General features: G+C 72.3%; 14 protein-coding genes and 1 pseudogene. 6 read left to right on the forward strand and 9 right to left on the reverse strand.

Translation table 11 applies throughout. From position 1 onward, the window contains the following. Window positions 1-24: 24 nt before the first annotated feature. Window positions 25-540: a GNAT family N-acetyltransferase gene (locus KXC43_RS00570; RefSeq protein WP_221373853.1), complete on the reverse strand. Its 516-nt coding sequence runs from the start codon at window positions 538-540 to the stop codon at window positions 25-27. 410 nt (window positions 541-950) lie between these two features. Here KXC43_RS00570 and KXC43_RS00575 point away from each other — a divergent pair, with 410 nt between their 5' ends. Both KXC43_RS00575 and KXC43_RS00580 read left to right on the forward strand, forming a co-directional pair. Next, window positions 951-2,402: an ATP-binding cassette domain-containing protein gene (locus KXC43_RS00575; RefSeq protein ID WP_221373854.1), complete on the forward strand. Its 1,452-nt coding sequence runs from the start codon at window positions 951-953 to the stop codon at window positions 2,400-2,402. A gap of 32 nt (window positions 2,403-2,434) precedes the next feature. Beyond that, a complete protein-coding gene (locus tag KXC43_RS00580) occupies window positions 2,435-3,205 on the forward strand; it encodes a DUF3152 domain-containing protein (protein WP_221373855.1) in 771 nt (256 codons plus the stop codon). Here KXC43_RS00580 and KXC43_RS00585 read toward each other — a convergent pair. Further along, the gene (locus tag KXC43_RS00585) at window positions 3,186-4,547 is read right to left on the reverse strand and encodes a dihydrolipoyl dehydrogenase family protein (RefSeq protein ID WP_221373856.1); all 1,362 of its coding nucleotides are present in this window, start codon (window positions 4,545-4,547) and stop codon (window positions 3,186-3,188) included. The genes KXC43_RS00580 and KXC43_RS00585 overlap by 20 nt on opposite strands. 1,177 nt (window positions 4,548-5,724) lie before the next feature. Between KXC43_RS00585 and KXC43_RS00590 the strand changes: the two genes are divergently transcribed. The 3 genes from KXC43_RS00590 (at window position 5,725) to KXC43_RS00600 (ending at window position 8,584) form a co-directional block, all read left to right on the forward strand. Beyond that, window positions 5,725-5,913, forward strand: coding sequence for a hypothetical protein (locus KXC43_RS00590; protein WP_221373857.1), 189 nt, complete (start codon window positions 5,725-5,727; stop codon window positions 5,911-5,913). A gap of 1,045 nt (window positions 5,914-6,958) precedes the next feature. Then, entirely contained in the window at window positions 6,959-7,735 is a 777-nt protein-coding gene (locus KXC43_RS00595; protein ID WP_221373858.1) for a hypothetical protein, read from the forward strand. Window positions 7,736-7,747: 12 nt separating this feature from the next. Next, window positions 7,748-8,584: a DNA-3-methyladenine glycosylase family protein gene (locus tag KXC43_RS00600; RefSeq protein WP_221373859.1), complete on the forward strand. Its 837-nt coding sequence runs from the start codon at window positions 7,748-7,750 to the stop codon at window positions 8,582-8,584. 32 nt (window positions 8,585-8,616) lie between these two features. Here the strand turns inward: KXC43_RS00600 and KXC43_RS00605 are convergent. Together KXC43_RS00605 and KXC43_RS00610 are read right to left on the reverse strand one after the other, a co-directional pair. Next, a pseudogene (locus KXC43_RS00605) lies at window positions 8,617-9,534 on the reverse strand (IS5 family transposase). Between the two features lie 30 nt (window positions 9,535-9,564). Beyond that, on the reverse strand, window positions 9,565-9,729 hold the full coding sequence (locus KXC43_RS00610; RefSeq protein WP_221373860.1) for a hypothetical protein: 165 nt from the start codon (window positions 9,727-9,729) through the stop codon (window positions 9,565-9,567). 143 nt (window positions 9,730-9,872) lie between these two features. Here KXC43_RS00610 and def point away from each other — a divergent pair, with 143 nt between their 5' ends. Further along, window positions 9,873-10,406: a peptide deformylase gene (gene def / locus KXC43_RS00615; RefSeq protein WP_221373861.1), complete on the forward strand. Its 534-nt coding sequence runs from the start codon at window positions 9,873-9,875 to the stop codon at window positions 10,404-10,406. Here the strand turns inward: def and KXC43_RS00620 are convergent, their stop codons facing one another. From KXC43_RS00620 to KXC43_RS52520, 5 genes are all read right to left on the reverse strand, one after another. Next, complete coding sequence (locus KXC43_RS00620) at window positions 10,407-11,003, reverse strand: TetR/AcrR family transcriptional regulator (RefSeq protein ID WP_221373862.1); 597 nt, start codon at window positions 11,001-11,003, stop codon at window positions 10,407-10,409. 32 nt (window positions 11,004-11,035) lie between these two features. Continuing rightward, window positions 11,036-12,130, reverse strand: a complete 1,095-nt coding sequence (locus tag KXC43_RS00625) for an aldo/keto reductase (protein WP_221373863.1) — start codon at window positions 12,128-12,130, stop codon at window positions 11,036-11,038. Window positions 12,131-12,375: 245 nt separating this feature from the next. Further along, entirely contained in the window at window positions 12,376-13,638 is a 1,263-nt protein-coding gene (locus tag KXC43_RS00635) for an alpha/beta fold hydrolase (protein ID WP_221373864.1), read from the reverse strand. A gap of 9 nt (window positions 13,639-13,647) precedes the next feature. Continuing rightward, window positions 13,648-14,370: a GNAT family N-acetyltransferase gene (locus KXC43_RS00640; RefSeq protein ID WP_221373865.1), complete on the reverse strand. Its 723-nt coding sequence runs from the start codon at window positions 14,368-14,370 to the stop codon at window positions 13,648-13,650. A gap of 75 nt (window positions 14,371-14,445) precedes the next feature. Then, window positions 14,446-15,468, reverse strand: a complete 1,023-nt coding sequence (locus KXC43_RS52520; protein ID WP_308128909.1) for an alanine racemase — start codon at window positions 15,466-15,468, stop codon at window positions 14,446-14,448. Between the last annotated feature and the right edge of the window lie 69 nt (window positions 15,469-15,537).

Below are 15,537 nucleotides of genomic sequence, written 5' to 3' on the forward strand. Positions count from 1 at the left end.
GCCCGCCGATCCCTGCGCGCCCGCTCATCCCACCGTGATCCAGTACCGCCGGACCGGGCCGTTGCCGGTCTCGATGATGTTCTCGAGGACGCCGCCGCAGTGCTCGATCGTCCGGGCCGACGCCACGTTGCCGGCCAGGCACGGGATGAGCACCCGGTCCAGGCCCAGGGCGGCGCGGGCTTCGACGAGCATCAGGGCCAGGGCCCAGCTCGCGAGCCCGCGCCGACGCGCCGACGGCCGCACCCCGTACCCGATGTGCCCGAGGTCGGATTCCCAGTGCCGCAGCGCGATGCCGCCGAGCACCCGGCCGTCCTCGACGATCCAGCGTGGGGAGCCGTGCCGCTCGGGCGGGCAGGGCGTGCCGGCGGGATGGGTGTGCCGCACCCGGTCGCCCACCCACGCGGCGAATCCGTCGGCGGAGTCCACGTCGTCGTCGGGACCCAGCCCGAAACCGTCCTCGTGCAGGCCCGGCCCCCACTCGCGGTGGCAGTCGAGGAAGGCGTCGTGCAGGCGGGTGGTCGGCAGGATCAGTTCAGGCATGCGGCGACGGTAGCCAGGCCCGGACCGCCAGTCGACCAGCCTTTCCGGGGCGTCAGATCCCTGGTGCGCCCGTCGGCCGCCTTCCGTTCAGGGAGGCACGAATGACGGCCGGCACGTCGGCGACGACACTCTCAGGCACTCCGCAGGCCGGGTCTCCTGCCGAGTTCGCGCGGCCGCCGTCGACCGCCCGGCCCGCACGGTGTGATCCCGGGCACACCGGAAAATCGGCGGCGGGTCCGTCGCGGGCCGGGTAGCCTTCCCGCCATGTCGACCGCCTCGATGAGGTTGCGTTCCGGCCGCTGACGGCGGCCGGAGCTCACTGAAACCCAGCTTCTGCACCGCCGTCCTGGTGTCCTCACCGGGCGGTGCGCATCGCGCTGCCCGGCTCCCAGACGAGCCGAGAGCAGACCGTGAAGACTCTTCAATCCCATGTACGGGCCGAAGGCCTGCGCGTCGTGCGGGGCGACCGCGTCGTCCTCGACGGCGTCGACGTGACCGTCTCGACCCGATCGCGGCTGGCCGTGGTCGGGCCGAACGGCAGCGGCAAGACGACACTGCTGCACGTCCTGACCGGCCGGATCGCACCGGGCCGGGGCACGGTGCACCGGGCCGGCACGATCGGCGTCGCCGAGCAGGAACTCGAGGCGGGCGACGGGGAAACCGTCGGCACCCTGGTCGCGCGGGCGATCCGGCCCGCGCACCTCGCGCTGGAACGCCTCGACGGTGCGCTCCGCACGATCGAGGCGGACCCCACCGCGTACGAGAAAGCCTTGGACGAAGTCGCCCGGCTGGACGCCTGGGATGCCGAGCGCCGCGTCGACATCGCGCTCGAGGCGCTGGACGCGTGCACCGACCGGGAACGCCGCCTGGACACCCTGTCGGTGGGCCAGCGGTACCGCGTGCGGCTGGCGTGTGTGCTCGGCGCCCGGCCCGACCTGCTGATTCTCGACGAGCCGACCAACCACCTGGACGCGGGCGGCCTGGCCTTCCTCACCGAGCGGCTCCGGCAGCATCCGGGCGGCCTGCTCGTCGTCACGCACGACCGGGCGCTGCTGCGGGACGTCGCCGAGGAGTTTCTCGACCTCGACCCGGCGCCGGACGGGCGGCCCCGCCTCTATGCGGGCGGTTATCGCGGCTGGCAGGTGGGACGGGCGCGGGAACGGCAACGCTGGGAGCAGGAGTACGAGGCCCAGGTGGCCGAGCACCGGCGGCTGAGCGAAGCGGTCGACGAGGCACGGGACCGGCTCAGCACGGGCTGGCGGCCGGACAAGGGCGTCGGCAGGCACAAGCGGCAGAGCCGGGCGCCGGGAATCGTGCAGGCGCTGCGCCGCCGTCAGGATGCCCTCGACGCGCACCGGATCACGCTGCCGCCGCCACCGCGGCCGCTCCGCTTCCCGGCGAGCGACACCCGGGCCGGAGCGCTCCTGATCGACGCCCCGGACGTCATGGTGCCGGGCCGGTTGCGGTCGCCGGTGACCGTACGGCTGGCCGGTGGGGACCGGCTGCTGGTGACCGGGCCGAACGGGGCCGGCAAGTCGACGCTCCTCGCCGCGCTGGCGGCCGTGGACGGCGTGCGGGTCGGCTACCTGCCGCAGGAGGCGCCCACCGAGGGGGCCCGGATGTCGCCCGGCCAGGTGCGGCGGCGGCAGCTCGAGGAGATCCTGGCCACGGGGCCCGACGTGCTGATTCTCGACGAACCGACGAACCACCTGTCGGCATCGGTCGTTGACGAGTTGACCGCGGCGTTACGCGACACCCCGATGGCGGTGGTCGTCGCAACCCACGATCGGCAGATGCTGGCCGACCTCGCGACCTGGCCGCGGTTGGTGATCAACTCCTCAGAGGTGCAACGCGAACCGTAGGCCGCATCGTCATGGGGTGCGGAGGGCTCTTGATGATGCGCATTTACCGCTGGGCCGTGGCGGTGCTCGTGACGGGCACCCTCGCCGCCTGCGACTCGGCCCCGGCCGAACCGCCACCGGTCGCAACGGAGCAGCCGGCGGCGTCCGGCCCGGCTCGCGTGGTCGCGCCCTCCCGGTCCGCGCCCCGGCCCAAGCCGATCGCCTACCCCGAGCGGGGCGCCGGCCGGTGGCGGTTCGCCCCGGCCGGCACGGCGACGGCCGGCCGGGGCGGGCGACTGCTGCGCTACCGCGTGGCCGTCGAACAGGGCATCACCGGCGTGCCCGCGGTCACCTTCGCCGCGGCCGCCGAGGCCACCCTGGCCGATCCCCGCGGCTGGATCCGCGGCCACCAGTGGCGGTTCCGCCGGGTGGGACCGGGCCAGCCGTACGACATGACGCTCTACCTGGCCACGCCGGTCACCCGCGACAAGCTCTGCGACGACGTGCCCGAGGGCTACACGTCGTGCCGCAACGGCGACAAGGTCGTGCTGAACGTGGCCCGCTGGGCCCGGGGTGTGCCGTTCTACCGGGGCGAACTGGCGGCGTACCGGCAGTACATGGTGAACCACGAGGTCGGGCACCGGCTGGGGCACGGCCATGAACGCTGCCCCGCGAAGGGTGACCCGGCTCCGGTGATGCAGCAGCAGACCCTCGGCATGCACGGCTGCGCCATCAACCCGTGGCCCTACCCGGACGGCGCCCTCTGGCAGGGACCGTCCGGGCAGTACGCCGACGAGCCGCCGGTCAGATCCCGTACTCGTTGAAGAAGTAGAGCCAGAGCTCACTGCGGGTCGGGAACGACGGAATGGCGTGCCGCAGCCGCGTGACCGGCACCTCGCCCACGATGGCGACGGTGGCGGCCTGCAGGAACTCGGCCACCGCGGTGCCGGTGACGGTGACGCCGACGAGCACCTGGCGATCCTCGTCGACCAGGAAGCGGGCGGTGCCGACGCCGCCACCCGAGTAGGACCCGCCCGCGTTGGCCTCGGTGCCGACGTCGACCACGCGTACCCGCAGACCGGCCTGCCCGGCCGACGCCGTGGTGTGCCCGACGGCGGCGACCTGCGGCGACGTGAAGATGACCCGCGGCGAGCCCGGCCCGTCGGCAAGGTGCTCGGCCACCATCGGCCGGCCCAGGATCTCTCCGGACGCGATCGCCGCCTGATACTTCGCCATGTGCGTGAACTGGGCCCGCCCGTTGAGGTCGCCGATCACGTACAGCCAGTCCTGCCCCGGCACCCGCATGTGCGCGTCTACCTCGACGTACCCCTCCGGCTTGACTCCCACAACCTCGAGGCCGAGGTCAACCGCTTGCGGCGTACGGCCGGTGGCGACCAGAAGCTCGTCCGCGCTCACCGTGCTGCCGTCGCCCAGCGTCACCGTCACCCCCGCGGCGTCCCGCCGCGCGGCGGTGGGCCGCTGCCCGAGCCGGACGTCGACCCCCTGCTCGACCAGCCGCGCCGCCACCTGCTCGCCCGCGAAGTCCTCCTCCTTGGGCAGCACCCGCCGCCCGGCCACCAGCGTGACCCGGGCGCCGAGGGACACGTACGCCTGAGCCATCTCCGACCCCACGACGCCCGCCCCCACAATGATCAGAGAGTCCGGCACCCGCTCCGCAGTGGTCGCTTCCCGGTTGGTCCAGGGCGCAACGGCATCGATCCCCTCGATAGCCGGCAGCGCGGCCCGGGTGCCCCCCGCCAGAATGACCGCCCGGCGCGCCTCGAGCACCTCGTCACCCACCGCAACCTGGCGCTCCCCCACGAGCCGCCCCCAGCCCCGCACCAGCGTGACGCCCCGGTCGGTGAGCCACGGCACCTGCCCCGAGTCGTCCAGGTGCCCGATCAACTCGTCCCGGCGCCCCAGCACAGCCGCAACGTCGAGCCCGCCGGTGACCGCCTCCGCCGCCCCCGGCACGTGCCGCACCTCTTCGAGCAGCTCCCCCGGCCGAAGGAGCGCCTTCGACGGGATGCAGGCGTAGAACGAACACTCCCCGCCGACCTTGTCCCCTTCCACGACCGCCACGCTCAGCCCGGCCTCAGCCAGCTTCCCCGCCGCAACCTCGCCACCGGGTCCGGCCCCGACTACAACAACGTCAAAACTCTGCATGCCCCCAATGATCGACCCCCAGCTCCCGCCCTGACACCCGGTCGCCCCGTGGTCCCCGACACCAGGCACTGTTGGTGCCCACTTCCGCTGCCGCCTTGCCACCCACCGGCCTCGCCACCGCCTCGAGTCCCACCGGCCTCGTTCTCCACCCCTTGGCCCCGCAGCACCTTGCGCTCGACCCGACTCGTCCTCGACCCCAGCGGCCTCACCGCGCCCTCGCCCACCCGATTCGTCCTGGCGCGGCGGCCTCACCGCGCCCTCGCCCGACCCGACTCGTCGTCCGCTGCAGCGGGCTCGCCTGACCTGTCGTGCCGCAACCGCTCGCCTTCCGCGACGGACCGCCTCGTCGTCCGGCACCGGCTCGTCTCAGCTGCCTCGCCCGGCCTACCCCTCAATCCAAGGCGTCCTGCACCGCGCCGGCCTCGGCGCCACCGATCTCGCCCGCCTACCGCAACCGACCGCCTCGTCGTCCGGCTCACCGCCTCGTCTCAGCTGCCTCGCCGCAACATCCCATCTGCTCGCTTTTCCTCCCAACCTCCCCGAGCCAACCGCCTGGCACGCCACCTCGCCCCACCGCTCACTGCCTCGCCGTCGTCTCCGAACCCCAAGCCCACCGACCTGGCCCGCCGCCTCGCCGCTCCCTCCCCGCCTCGCCACTCCCTCCCCCGCCTCACCACTCCCTCCGCCCGGGCGACGCGGCGATGTGCCTGGAGTAGGCCGATAGCAGCGCATCGACACCCAGCACCCGCGGCGGCATCAAGCAGGTGCTGGTCGACGCCGGAATGAATCCCCTGGTGCCAACGTCTGGACCCCGCCTCGCCGTCCCTTCCCAACCCCCTCGCCGCAACTCCCTCACTGCAACCCCTCGGGTCCGCCGCCTCACCGCCTCCTCGCCGCTGCCTCGCCGTCCCCGCCCAACCTGCCGCCCCAACCCCCGGGGCCCGCCGCCTCGCTTTAGCTCGTGCCGCCTCGCTCGTGCCGCCTCGGTCGCGTCTGACGCCTTCCGAGACGAGACGGTTCGTCTCGCGAGACGAAACATCTCGTCTCGTCTCGGAGCTTTCCTGCGACGGCGACAGCGACGGCGACGGCGACGGCGACGGCGGGCACACGGGACCATGGCGTTTCCCCAGACCGCCGATTCCTGGCGGCGCCTGGCGTTGGGGAGTTCAATGGCGGAATGGAGAGCAACGAGCTTCCGCCGCCGGACGAACGAGACCGCGCGGCCAGCCAGAAGCGTTTCGGAAGCCTTCCCGCGCGGGTGCTGCCATCCGACACCGCCGAGTCGACCGACACGCGGAACATCCAGGACCGCCCAGCGTCCGCGATGAACCCCAATCAGGTGGCCGCCCTCTTCGACGGCGCCTGAGACAGGCGCTCGGACGCGCCCGGCGGCTGAAACCGGGGGTGGCTGGCCGGCTTCGACAAGACCAGCCGGCAAGCGGTGGCTCAGGCAGCCCGCGCGCACGACGCCGGATCGTCCCGCAACACCGTTGCGGCGTCATCGCCCGGCATGCAGGTCCATCCCGGCGGCGGGCGTGAGGTACGCGGTGTGGGCGGGCGTCGGCGGGTGGGCACGCGGCGCTGCTGCTGTTCGCCTGCGAACTGGACGGGCCGGGAGCGCTGCGCAGACCCACGCCGCTTTCAAGAGTTACGCGACAGCAAGAAACGCCGGCTGGGCGACGAAGCTGCGAATGCTCCCGGACCAGCCCGAGATGAGCCCCGCGACTCAAGCACCGTCCACGTCATGCCGACGGCTGCCGCCCGCCCATGTGTTGCCTGCGTCCAGTCGTGGCGGCGGGGATGTATCTTCACCTGGCGTGTGACGCCGCCGCTGATGTGCTGATGGACGTGCGGTATCGGCGCTGACCAGATCCGGGGCCCGGGCGGCGTGTTGGCCGACGACCACAGGCTGGCGGGTCCGCCCGCGCACGACACTGCGCAACCCCGACGACGCGCACAAGCCGTTCGACGCCGCGCCGAGCTACATCGGGTTGCCGTCGCGGTCCAGGGCCGGTCACGGTTCGCGCGCCGCAGGTGTTGCGGTCGTCGGCGCGGACCGGTCTCGACCGCGCTGCGGCGGCAATGCGCACCGCACGCTCACGAGGTCCCGTGGGGTACGGCGAAGCGGCGTGACATGACTTGATTCCCACAGAGTCGAGCCGAGAACAAGCCCGAACAGGTCCAACGGCGTAAGCCCAACGGCGCGGATCAGATGGCGTACCTCCAACAGCGTCGGCCGCAGGGCCCGGGACGAACGGCCCGGAACCAACAACACGGGACCAACGACGTGTGGGTGGGACTTTCCTACGGTCGACGGGGGTCGAGGGAATCAGGGACGGGGCGTGTGTGGGCTCGTCTGCTGAGGGTTAAACCGGTCGACGGAGGTTGGGGCCGGCTTTAGCGTCTGCGGCATGTCTGTCCGGCCGCCTGTGACTGTGCTTCGCGACTTCGGGGTCGAGGAGGTTCCGCGGGCCCTGGCGGGTGGGCAGGGGACGTCCTGGCTGGCGGGTGGGCTGGTGTTCAAGCCGGAGACCGCGACCGTTGTGCCGGGGCTCGACGGGGTGCGGGAGGACGGCTTCCGGCTGGCGGCTTCCTGCCGTACGAGGGACGGGGCTCTTGACAGCGAAGGCTGGTCGGCCACCCGTTGGGTGGCGGGGGCTGAGCCTGACTACTCCCGGGCGGAGACCTGGCGGGATGTCATCGCTGCGGGGCGGGCCTTTCACCGGGCGGTGGCGGGCATCGCGCGGCCGGGGTTCGTCGATGTGCGGCAGGACTGGTGGGCCCGAGGGGACCGGGTGGCCTGGGGCGAGCGGGATGCGCGGTTCCGGGCGGAGTTCGCGGGGGTGGCTGTCCGGCTGAGCAGGGCGCTCGGGCTTCTCGGTGAAGCTCAGCTCGTGCACGCCGATCTCACCCGGAACGTGCTGTTCGCGCCGGGGCTGGCGCCGGCGGTCATCGACGTCTCGCCGTACTGGCGGCCGGTCGCGTACGCGGAAGGGGTGGTTGTCGCGGACGCGTTGTGCTGGCACGGGGCCGAGGGCTCGTTGCTCGGCCTGGTCGGAGTGAGCGTGCCGGCCGTGGCCCGGGCGCTACTGTTCCGGATGGCCACCACCAATGAGCGCGACGACCTGCCGGACGTGCAGGACGAGGCGCGGCGTTACGCGGCGGCGGCCTCGGCCATCGGGCTGTGAGCGGGGGACGTGATGGGCGAGCACACCGTCGTACGGGAAGTGGTCGGACCTTGGTCGCTGGCCACCAGCCGCAGGTTCTGGGAGGGTTTCGCGCCGGCGGCGCTGCAGGGTCAGAGTGGTGACGACCTGCGCACCGTGTTTCGCGTCGAGCGGGACTGGTCTGCCGCCACGGCAACGGTGCGGCAGGCGGGTACCGCGGCTCACATCACGGTCCGCGGCGATGGTGATCTGGACGCGGCCGCCGAGCAGGCTGCCCGTTTCCTCGCTCTGGACGTGGACGGGCGCGGCTGGCCGGAGGTCGGCGAGCGGGATCCGGTCATCGCGGCGGCCCGGGCAGAGTTGCCGGGGTTGCGGCCGTGCGGTTTCCATTCCCCGTACGAGGCGGCTGCCTGGGCCGTGCTGTCGCAGCGCCTCCGCGTGGCGCAGGCCGCGCGGCTGCGCAACGATCTGCTCGGCGACGACGGCGCCTTTCCCCCGCCGCGTCAGCTGCGCTCGTTCGACGCCGACCTGCCGGGCCGCAAGGCCGAATACCTGCGCGCCGTGGCCGAGGCCGCGCTCGACGGCGTCTTCGAGGGCTTGCGCGAGCTCCCCGCCGAGGACGCCTTCGCCCGGGTGCGGCACGTGAAGGGCCTCGGCCCGTTCGCCGCCGAACTGGTCGTCCTGCGCGGCGCCAACCACCCGGACGGCGTGCCTCACCACGAGACCCGCCTCGAGGCCGAAATTGCCTTCCGGTACGGGCCACAGGCGACCGCCGAGCAGGTCTCCCCGGCTTGGCGGCCCTACCGGACCTGGGCCGTGCTGCACCTGCGCGCCCTCGCCGACCGCCGCACCGGCCGGCCGGTTCCGTAGCGCCACGACTTGTGTCGCACGAGCGCGTAAGGCTAGAGCGAATCTGACGGATCATGGCGGCGGTCGGGTCGTGCGCGGAGCCAGATCATGATCGAGGCAATGGTCACGGTGGCGTGGTAGCGGGCGCGGAGTTTGTCGTAGCGGGTGGCGACGGCCCGGAACTGTTTGAGCCGGTTGAAGGCCCGTTCGATCTGGTTGCGGTCCTTGTACCGCTCGGCATCGAATGCCGGTGGTCGCCCGCCGCGGGAACCGCGGCGGGCTCGTGCGGCCAGAACGTCATCGCGTTCTGGGATGGTGTGAGGGATCCGGCGTGCTCTCAGTGAGCGGCGGTTGGCGCGGGAGCCGTAGGCCTTGTCCGCCGTCAGGTGATCGAGACGTTTGCGGGGCCGGCCCTGGCCGGTAGGCCGGGCGACGCTGACGGCGTCGAGCAGCGCCACCAGTTCTTTAGTGTCAGCCGCCTGGCCCGCTGTGATCCGGGTGACCAGACTGCGGCCGCGTCCTTCAGCAAGCAGATGCAGTTTGGTGGTCAGGCCTCCACGCGAGCGGCCGATCCCCTGAGCTGCCCCTCGATTCGGCCGGGCTCAGCCCCTTTTACGGGCACCGGCGGCGTTCTGGTGGGCACGCACGATCGTCGCGTCGGCCTGCGCCCGCCATTCCAAGTCGCCAGCGGCGTCCGCCTCGGCCTGCAACCGCCGCTCAATGCGGCTCCAGGTCCCGTCCTGTTCCCACTGCGAGAACCGGTGATACACCGTCTTCCAGGGTCCGTAGCGGTCCGGAACCTGATGCCACTTCGCGCCGTTCTCGGTGCGCCACAGGATCCCGTTGATCACTTGCCGGTGATCACGCCATCGACCACCACGCTGCGGATCCATGCTCGGCAGCAACGATTGCAGGCGTTCCCAATCCGCGTCGGTCAGATCACCAGCCACGCCACCACAACGATCGATCATGGCCGTGCGTAATGATCCGTCAGATTCGCTCTAGGGCTGGGGCACCCGGGGGAAGAGGCGGCGGGCGGCTTCGCGGCTGCGCGGGGAGCGGCGGGCCGTCAGCGGGGTCGAATGGCGGTGGCGGAGGTCCGGGGCACAGCGGGCGGTGGCGATCGGGCGACGGGCGTCGCGGGGCGGCCACCCGTGGGGGTTCATCAGTACACCTGCTTCCGTACGGGGACACGCAAGTTGACCGGGTGACGGGGTGACCGCGGCGGCGGATCTCACAGGGTGAACACGTGGGGGCGAAAACCGGCGCAACGGCTGACTTCGCTACCGTCGTCAGGGGGAGGTGCTACATGACCGTGATTGACATCCGGAAGGTCGGCGACCCGGTGCTGCGTCAGGTCGCCGAGCCGGTCACCGTGTTCGACGCGGAGCTGCACAGGCTCGTCGACGACCTCGGCGAGACCCTCGCCCAGTCGCGCGGGGCCGGCCTGGCCGCTCCGCAGATCGGGGTCGGGCTGCGGGTGTTCGCCATCAACCCCGACCTGCCGGGCAACGACCTGGGGCTCGACCACCTCATCAACCCGGGCCTCGAGTTCCCCGACGACGAGGAGCAGTACGGCCCCGAGGGCTGCCTGTCGATCCCCGGCATCTATCTCGACACCAGGCGCCGGCTCAACGTGGTCGCCCGCGGGCTGACCAAGCACGGCGACCCGGTGCAGATCGTGGGCGCCGGTCTGCTGGCCCGGTGCATCCAGCACGAGACCGACCATCTCGACGGGGTGCTCTTCATCGACCGCCAGGACGCCGAGGGCCAGGAACGCATCCTGACCACCCTGCGCGAAGCCGCCTGGACCGACGCGCGTCTACAGGTCAGCCCGCACTGATCAGGCGCGGAGGGCGGCAGCCGCCTGATCGATGGCCGCCTCCAGGTGGTCGATCCGCTTCGTCGTGATCATCAGGAGGATGCCGCCCTGGATGCCGGCCAGCAGAGCGGCGCCGGCCTTCGCGACGTCGACGTGCGCGGCGACGCAGCCGGCGGCCTGGAGGCGGCGTAGGCCCTCGATCAGCACCGCCTGCCAGTCCGCCATGAAGGCGACCATGACGGCCTGCGCCTCGGGCATGCGGCGGCTCGCATCGGCGTTGAGCAGCCCGAGCAGTGGGCACCGCAGGCCACGGCCGTGATACCAGGCGACCATGTCGTCGCGCCAGCGCTGCCAGCCCGCCCACGAGTCGAACCGGCGGAACGCCGCGGTCTGTTCCTGCAGCGCCTGTACGGTCTCATGCCGCGCGACGGCCAGCACCAGCTCTTCGCGTCCGCCGGGGAAGTAGTGGAACAGCTGACCCTTGCTGGTGGCCGTGCGCGCCATGATGTCCTCGAGCCGCATCTCTTCGACGCCGCTCTCGAGGATCTCGGCCGAGGCGCCGAGCACGATCCGCCGGCGGGTCTGCTCCCCCTTGCGGGTCAGCGTCCGCGCCGCCATGGACGCCCTCCTCGAGATCGGTGAGCCCGTGCTCAGGAACCGGCGCCGTTGAGGACCGGGGGCGCGTAGCCGGCCGGCTTGTCACCGATGCTCAGCCCGGGACTGACCACCATAGCCTGGTACTCCGGGGTGAACATCGAGTACAGCTGCGGCGTCCGGGGCGCGCTGGCCTCGTCGAGCCGGCGCCGGGCGTCGGCCGGAATCTCGAAGTCGAGAGCGGCCAGGTTCCCCGCCAGCTGCTTCTCGCTGCTGGCCCCGGCCACGGCCGAGGCGACCCCGGGCTGGGTGACCACCCAGTTCAGCGCCACCTGGGCCATGGGCCGCCCGAGCCCCTCGGCGACCTCTTCGAGCGCTCCGACGATCCGCCACGTGTTGTCGTCGATCTTCGGAGCGGCGGCGCCGGGGTCGCCCAACCGGCCTTCGCCGACCACCCCCTGGCCGGTCCGCTGGTACTTGCCGGTGAGGATGCCGCCGCCGAGCGGGCTCCACGCCGTGAGGCCGATGCCCAGGTTCTGGGCCATCGGCGCGTACTCGTGCTCCACGTCGCGCATCGTCAGCCCGTACGGAAGTTGCAGGGTGACCATCGGCGTCAGCGCGTGCGCCTCGGCATAGCTCTGCGCGCGGGCGGCGTACCAGGCCGGAACGTCCGACAGCCCGGCGTAGCGGATCTTGCCGGCGCGGACGAGGTCGTCGAAGGTCCGCACGACCTCCTCGACGGGGGTGATCCGGTCCCAGGTGTGCAGCAGGTAGAGGTCGAGGTGGTCGGTGCCGAGCCGTCTCAGCGACGCCTCGACCGCGCGGATCATGTGCTTGCGCCCGTTGCCGCTGGCGTTGGGGTCGCTCGGATCCACGCTGTTGGTGTATTTGCTGGTCAGCACCAGCCGATCCCGGTTGCCGGCCCGGGCGATCAGCCGGCCGAGTATCCGCTCGCTCTCGCCCGCCGTGTAGAAGTCGGCAGTGTCGATGAAGTTCCCGCCCGACTCCACGTACCGGCGGAAGATCGGTTCGGACTCCGCCTCCGTCTTCCCGTACGCCGCGTGCCATCCGCCGGTGCCGAAGTTCATGGTGCCCAGGGCGAGACGGCTGACCCGCAGACCGGACCGGCCCAGAAGGTAGTAGTGGTTCATGCCGGCAACTGTGACCGCACAGAAATGGACCCGCCAGTCCAATCCATCCGGCCGGAAACCACTTGCGGTCCCGCGCTCATGGCCCACCTGCGCCGGCTCATGCTGTCGCGGCCGTTGGGCGACGCCCGGTGACGGCCGAGCCTCGCTTCGACGAGCTGATCCACGCGCCGACCCGGCTGTCGATCGTGAGCCTGCTGACCGCCTCGGAGTGGGCCGAGTTCAAATACCTGCGCGACCACTGAGGCTCAGGTCAGGCCGGCGGCCATGTCCATGAGGCGGCCCAGCACCGCCTCGCCGCCGGTGCGCAGGCCGTCGTGCTCGTACTCGTTGGTGATCCACGTGCGGACGTTGCCGACCGCGGCCGCCGTCTCGAGCGAGAGCCCCATGTCCACGTACATGTCGTCGGCGTAGACCGCGGCGACGACCGGAACCTCGTTGGCCGCGAGCCGACCCGAATCGTAGAGCGGCGGCCAGTCCCCGGCCTCGGCCAGCAGATCGGCGGCGCCGGCGAAGGGGCGCAGGGCGGCGATCTGCTCGAACATCCAGGGATACATCATCTCGCCGGTGAACAGCAGCGGGTCGGCGTCGGCGGCGAACTCGGGCCGTTGCGCCAGCGCCCGGGCCGCCGCCCAGCCGGTCGGCGAGCCGCCCGCGCCGCCGTAGCAGTATTCCTGCAGCGCGAACAGCGGCTTGTCGACGAAGCCGGTGAGCGCCAGCACCTCGTGCAGGAACGTCGCCGACAACCGGTCGCCGTGCCAGGCCTCGTCGAGCAGCCAGTGCACCTGCGCGTAGCCGTAGCTCATGCCGAAGACGTTGCCGATCGACCGGAACCGCTCGGCGGTCAGCCGATCGCCGTCGGGCAGGCGCACGTCCTCCGCCGTCAGGTGGTCGGCGATGCGGCGCACGGCGGCCACATCGCCGGGGAACTGCCGATAGAAGGCGGCGTTCTTGGCGGCCACCCGCGGATAGGTGCGTGCGTAGACGTCGTCAGCCGTGGCTGTGAGCCCCGGCAAGCCGCCGGTGACATAGCACGTACGCAAGGCCGAAGGCGCCTGCGACAGGTAGGTCATCGTCACGAAGCCGCCGTAGCTCTGGCCCAGCGTGTCCCACCGCTCGCCGGCGGCGAGCCGCGCCCGCAGCACCTCGGCGTCGGCCACGATGCTGTCGGCCCGGAACAGCCGCAGATAGTCGGCCAGCTCCTTCGCCGAGCGGTCGCCCACCGACCCGGCCGTCAGCGGCGTGCTGCGCCCGGTGCCGCGCTGGTCGAGCAGCAGCACCCGGTGGCTCCGCACGGCCCGCGCCAGCCACCCCTCGGCCCGCAGCGGACGCGGCGACTTGCCACCCGGCCCGCCCTGCAGAAACACCAGCCAGGGCAGCCCCTCGCCGGATTTGTCAGCCGCGACGACCTCGCGGGCGAAGACCTCGATCGTCTCGCCGCCCGGATCACGGTGGTCGAGCGGCACGGTCACGGTGTGGTCGGCGAAACGCAACCCCGGATGCGCAATCATGGCTAGACCCTAAAGGCGACGTCTGACATAAAGCACGCTGTCGACGCGGCCCCCGCCCGGAGCGGGCAACATGCCGATCTGGCGCGCCTCCACCTCGAAACCGGCCCGTTGCAGCGTTCTCTGCGAGGCGATGTTGTCGGCCGCCGTGCCCGCCACCACCCGCTGCAGCCGTACGTCGTTGAGCGCCCACCGCGTGACCAGCTCGACCGCCCGCCGCGCGTACCCGCGGCCGCGGAACGCCGGCAGGACTCCGTAGCCGAGCATGCCCTCGCGGTGGTGCGGCTGGAAGTAGTACAGCGCGATCTGCCCGGCGAACGACCCGCTGCGCGCGTCGACGATGCTCATGGCGGCCACCTCACCGGCCAGCCAGCGACCTTCCGCGTACGCGAACAGACGCTCGACCTCGGCCCGGGGCGGCGCCTCGGGCGGCACCGAGGTCGCCACCACCTCGGGCAGGCTGCGCAGCTGGTACCAGCCCTCCAGATCCTCCGGCCGCAGCGGCCGCACCCGGATCACCCCGTCGGTGAGCTCGCCGCCCGGCAGGTCGGGCAGCACCCGCGGCGCCGGCCCCTCGGGGTCGTCGGCCAGCCGCGCCCAGACCGTCATGTCCTGCCTGTCGGGCCCCGCGCCGCGGGCGATCCCCTCCCGGCGGTAACCCAGGGCGATCACGTCACGCTGTGCGGCGGGATCGTCGAGCGGGAGGCGGATCTCGGAACGGTACGGCGTGGTCACCCCGACAAATTACTGCGCCGGGCCCAGCCGGTGACGGCGACCGCCGCCGGCAGCCCGCGATCGGTTCTGTATTCCTCAGGTGTTGGCGCCGCGGGCGGCGACGCGCCACCGGTCGACCTCACGGCCCCCGGAGACGACGACCAGCTCGTCGGCGAGGTTGACGGCCGCACAGACGTGGTTCGGGGCCACGCGCAGCACGTCGCCGCGGGCGGGCACAGCGTCCGTGAACTCGATGGTGGCGTGGTGCTCGGAGAGGGCGACCACGCGCGCCGACGGGAAGTCCGGAAGGCGGCCGAAGCCGGTCGCCCAGGCCAGCCGGTCGGCGCCGAGGATCTTGCTGCCGGCGTCGACGATGGCCCGGTTTCCCGTACGGCTGACGACCGTCGCCGCCACGGTCAGGGCCACCGCGCCGAAGTCGCAGGTGCCCAGCTCGACCTGTTGCGCGTCGTTGAAGACGTACACGCCGGGCCGGATCTCGTTGAGCGGCCCGATGTCGGCCAGCGCCGCGGTCGGCGTGGAGCCGCCGCTGCGGACCTCGGCGTGCGGATCGGCGTCGACCAGCGCGCGGGCCTCGTCGAACGCCGCCTGCTCCCGAAGGCCGGGCCCGTACCCGTGACCGGGGAAGGTGAAGATGCCGCGCACCCGATGCCCGGCCTTCGCGGCAGCCTCGGTGAGCGCCGCGGCGCCGTCGGGCTGCACGCCGCTGCGGTGGTGGCCGCTGTCCACCTCGACCAGCACGTCGAGGGGACCGACAGCCCGGGCCAGGGCCTCCGCGCTCTCGACGGAGTCGATGCCGACGCGCAGCGCGACCCGCTCGGCCAGGGCCCGCAGGCGCCGGGCCCGCTCGGGCGAGGGCCAGACCGGGTACGCGATGAAGATGTCCCCCGCCCCGCCGTCCGCGAAGATCTCGGCCTCCCGCACGGTCGCCACGGTCAGTCCGACGGCGCCGAGCTCGATCTGCCGCCGCGCGATCTCCACCGTCTTGTGCGTCTTGGCGTGCGGTCGCAGCGCCAGCCCGCGCTCCCCCGCGCCGGCCGCCATGGCGCGCAGGTTCCGATCCATCACATCGACGTCGACGGCCACGTAAGGAGTCTCCACGTGCCCATGATCGCAGCCCGTAGATCATCCTAGGAACCTAGGCTCACATCATCCGTCCGCTGCCGCAGG

This window comes from Paractinoplanes polyasparticus, assembly GCF_019710575.1.
Classification (GTDB): domain Bacteria; phylum Actinomycetota; class Actinomycetes; order Mycobacteriales; family Micromonosporaceae; genus Actinoplanes; species Actinoplanes polyasparticus.

Bases quoted from the DNA above. Each gene is read 5' to 3' on its own strand.
- def (WP_221373861.1), top strand. From the start codon at position 9,873: ATGACCGTGATTGACATCCGGAAGGTCGGCGACCCGGTGCTGCGTCAG.
- KXC43_RS00620 (WP_221373862.1), bottom strand. From the start codon at position 11,003: ATGGCGGCGCGGACGCTGACCCGCAAGGGGGAGCAGACCCGCCGGCGG.
- KXC43_RS00580 (WP_221373855.1), top strand. From the start codon at position 2,435: ATGATGCGCATTTACCGCTGGGCCGTGGCGGTGCTCGTGACGGGCACC.
- KXC43_RS00590 (WP_221373857.1), top strand. From the start codon at position 5,725: ATGGAGAGCAACGAGCTTCCGCCGCCGGACGAACGAGACCGCGCGGCC.
- KXC43_RS00600 (WP_221373859.1), top strand. From the start codon at position 7,748: ATGGGCGAGCACACCGTCGTACGGGAAGTGGTCGGACCTTGGTCGCTG.
- KXC43_RS00585 (WP_221373856.1), bottom strand. From the start codon at position 4,547: ATGCAGAGTTTTGACGTTGTTGTAGTCGGGGCCGGACCCGGTGGCGAG.
- KXC43_RS00570 (WP_221373853.1), bottom strand. From the start codon at position 540: ATGCCTGAACTGATCCTGCCGACCACCCGCCTGCACGACGCCTTCCTC.
- KXC43_RS00610 (WP_221373860.1), bottom strand. From the start codon at position 9,729: ATGAACCCCCACGGGTGGCCGCCCCGCGACGCCCGTCGCCCGATCGCC.
- KXC43_RS00595 (WP_221373858.1), top strand. From the start codon at position 6,959: ATGTCTGTCCGGCCGCCTGTGACTGTGCTTCGCGACTTCGGGGTCGAG.
- KXC43_RS00635 (WP_221373864.1), bottom strand. From the start codon at position 13,638: ATGATTGCGCATCCGGGGTTGCGTTTCGCCGACCACACCGTGACCGTG.
- KXC43_RS00625 (WP_221373863.1), bottom strand. From the start codon at position 12,130: ATGAACCACTACTACCTTCTGGGCCGGTCCGGTCTGCGGGTCAGCCGT.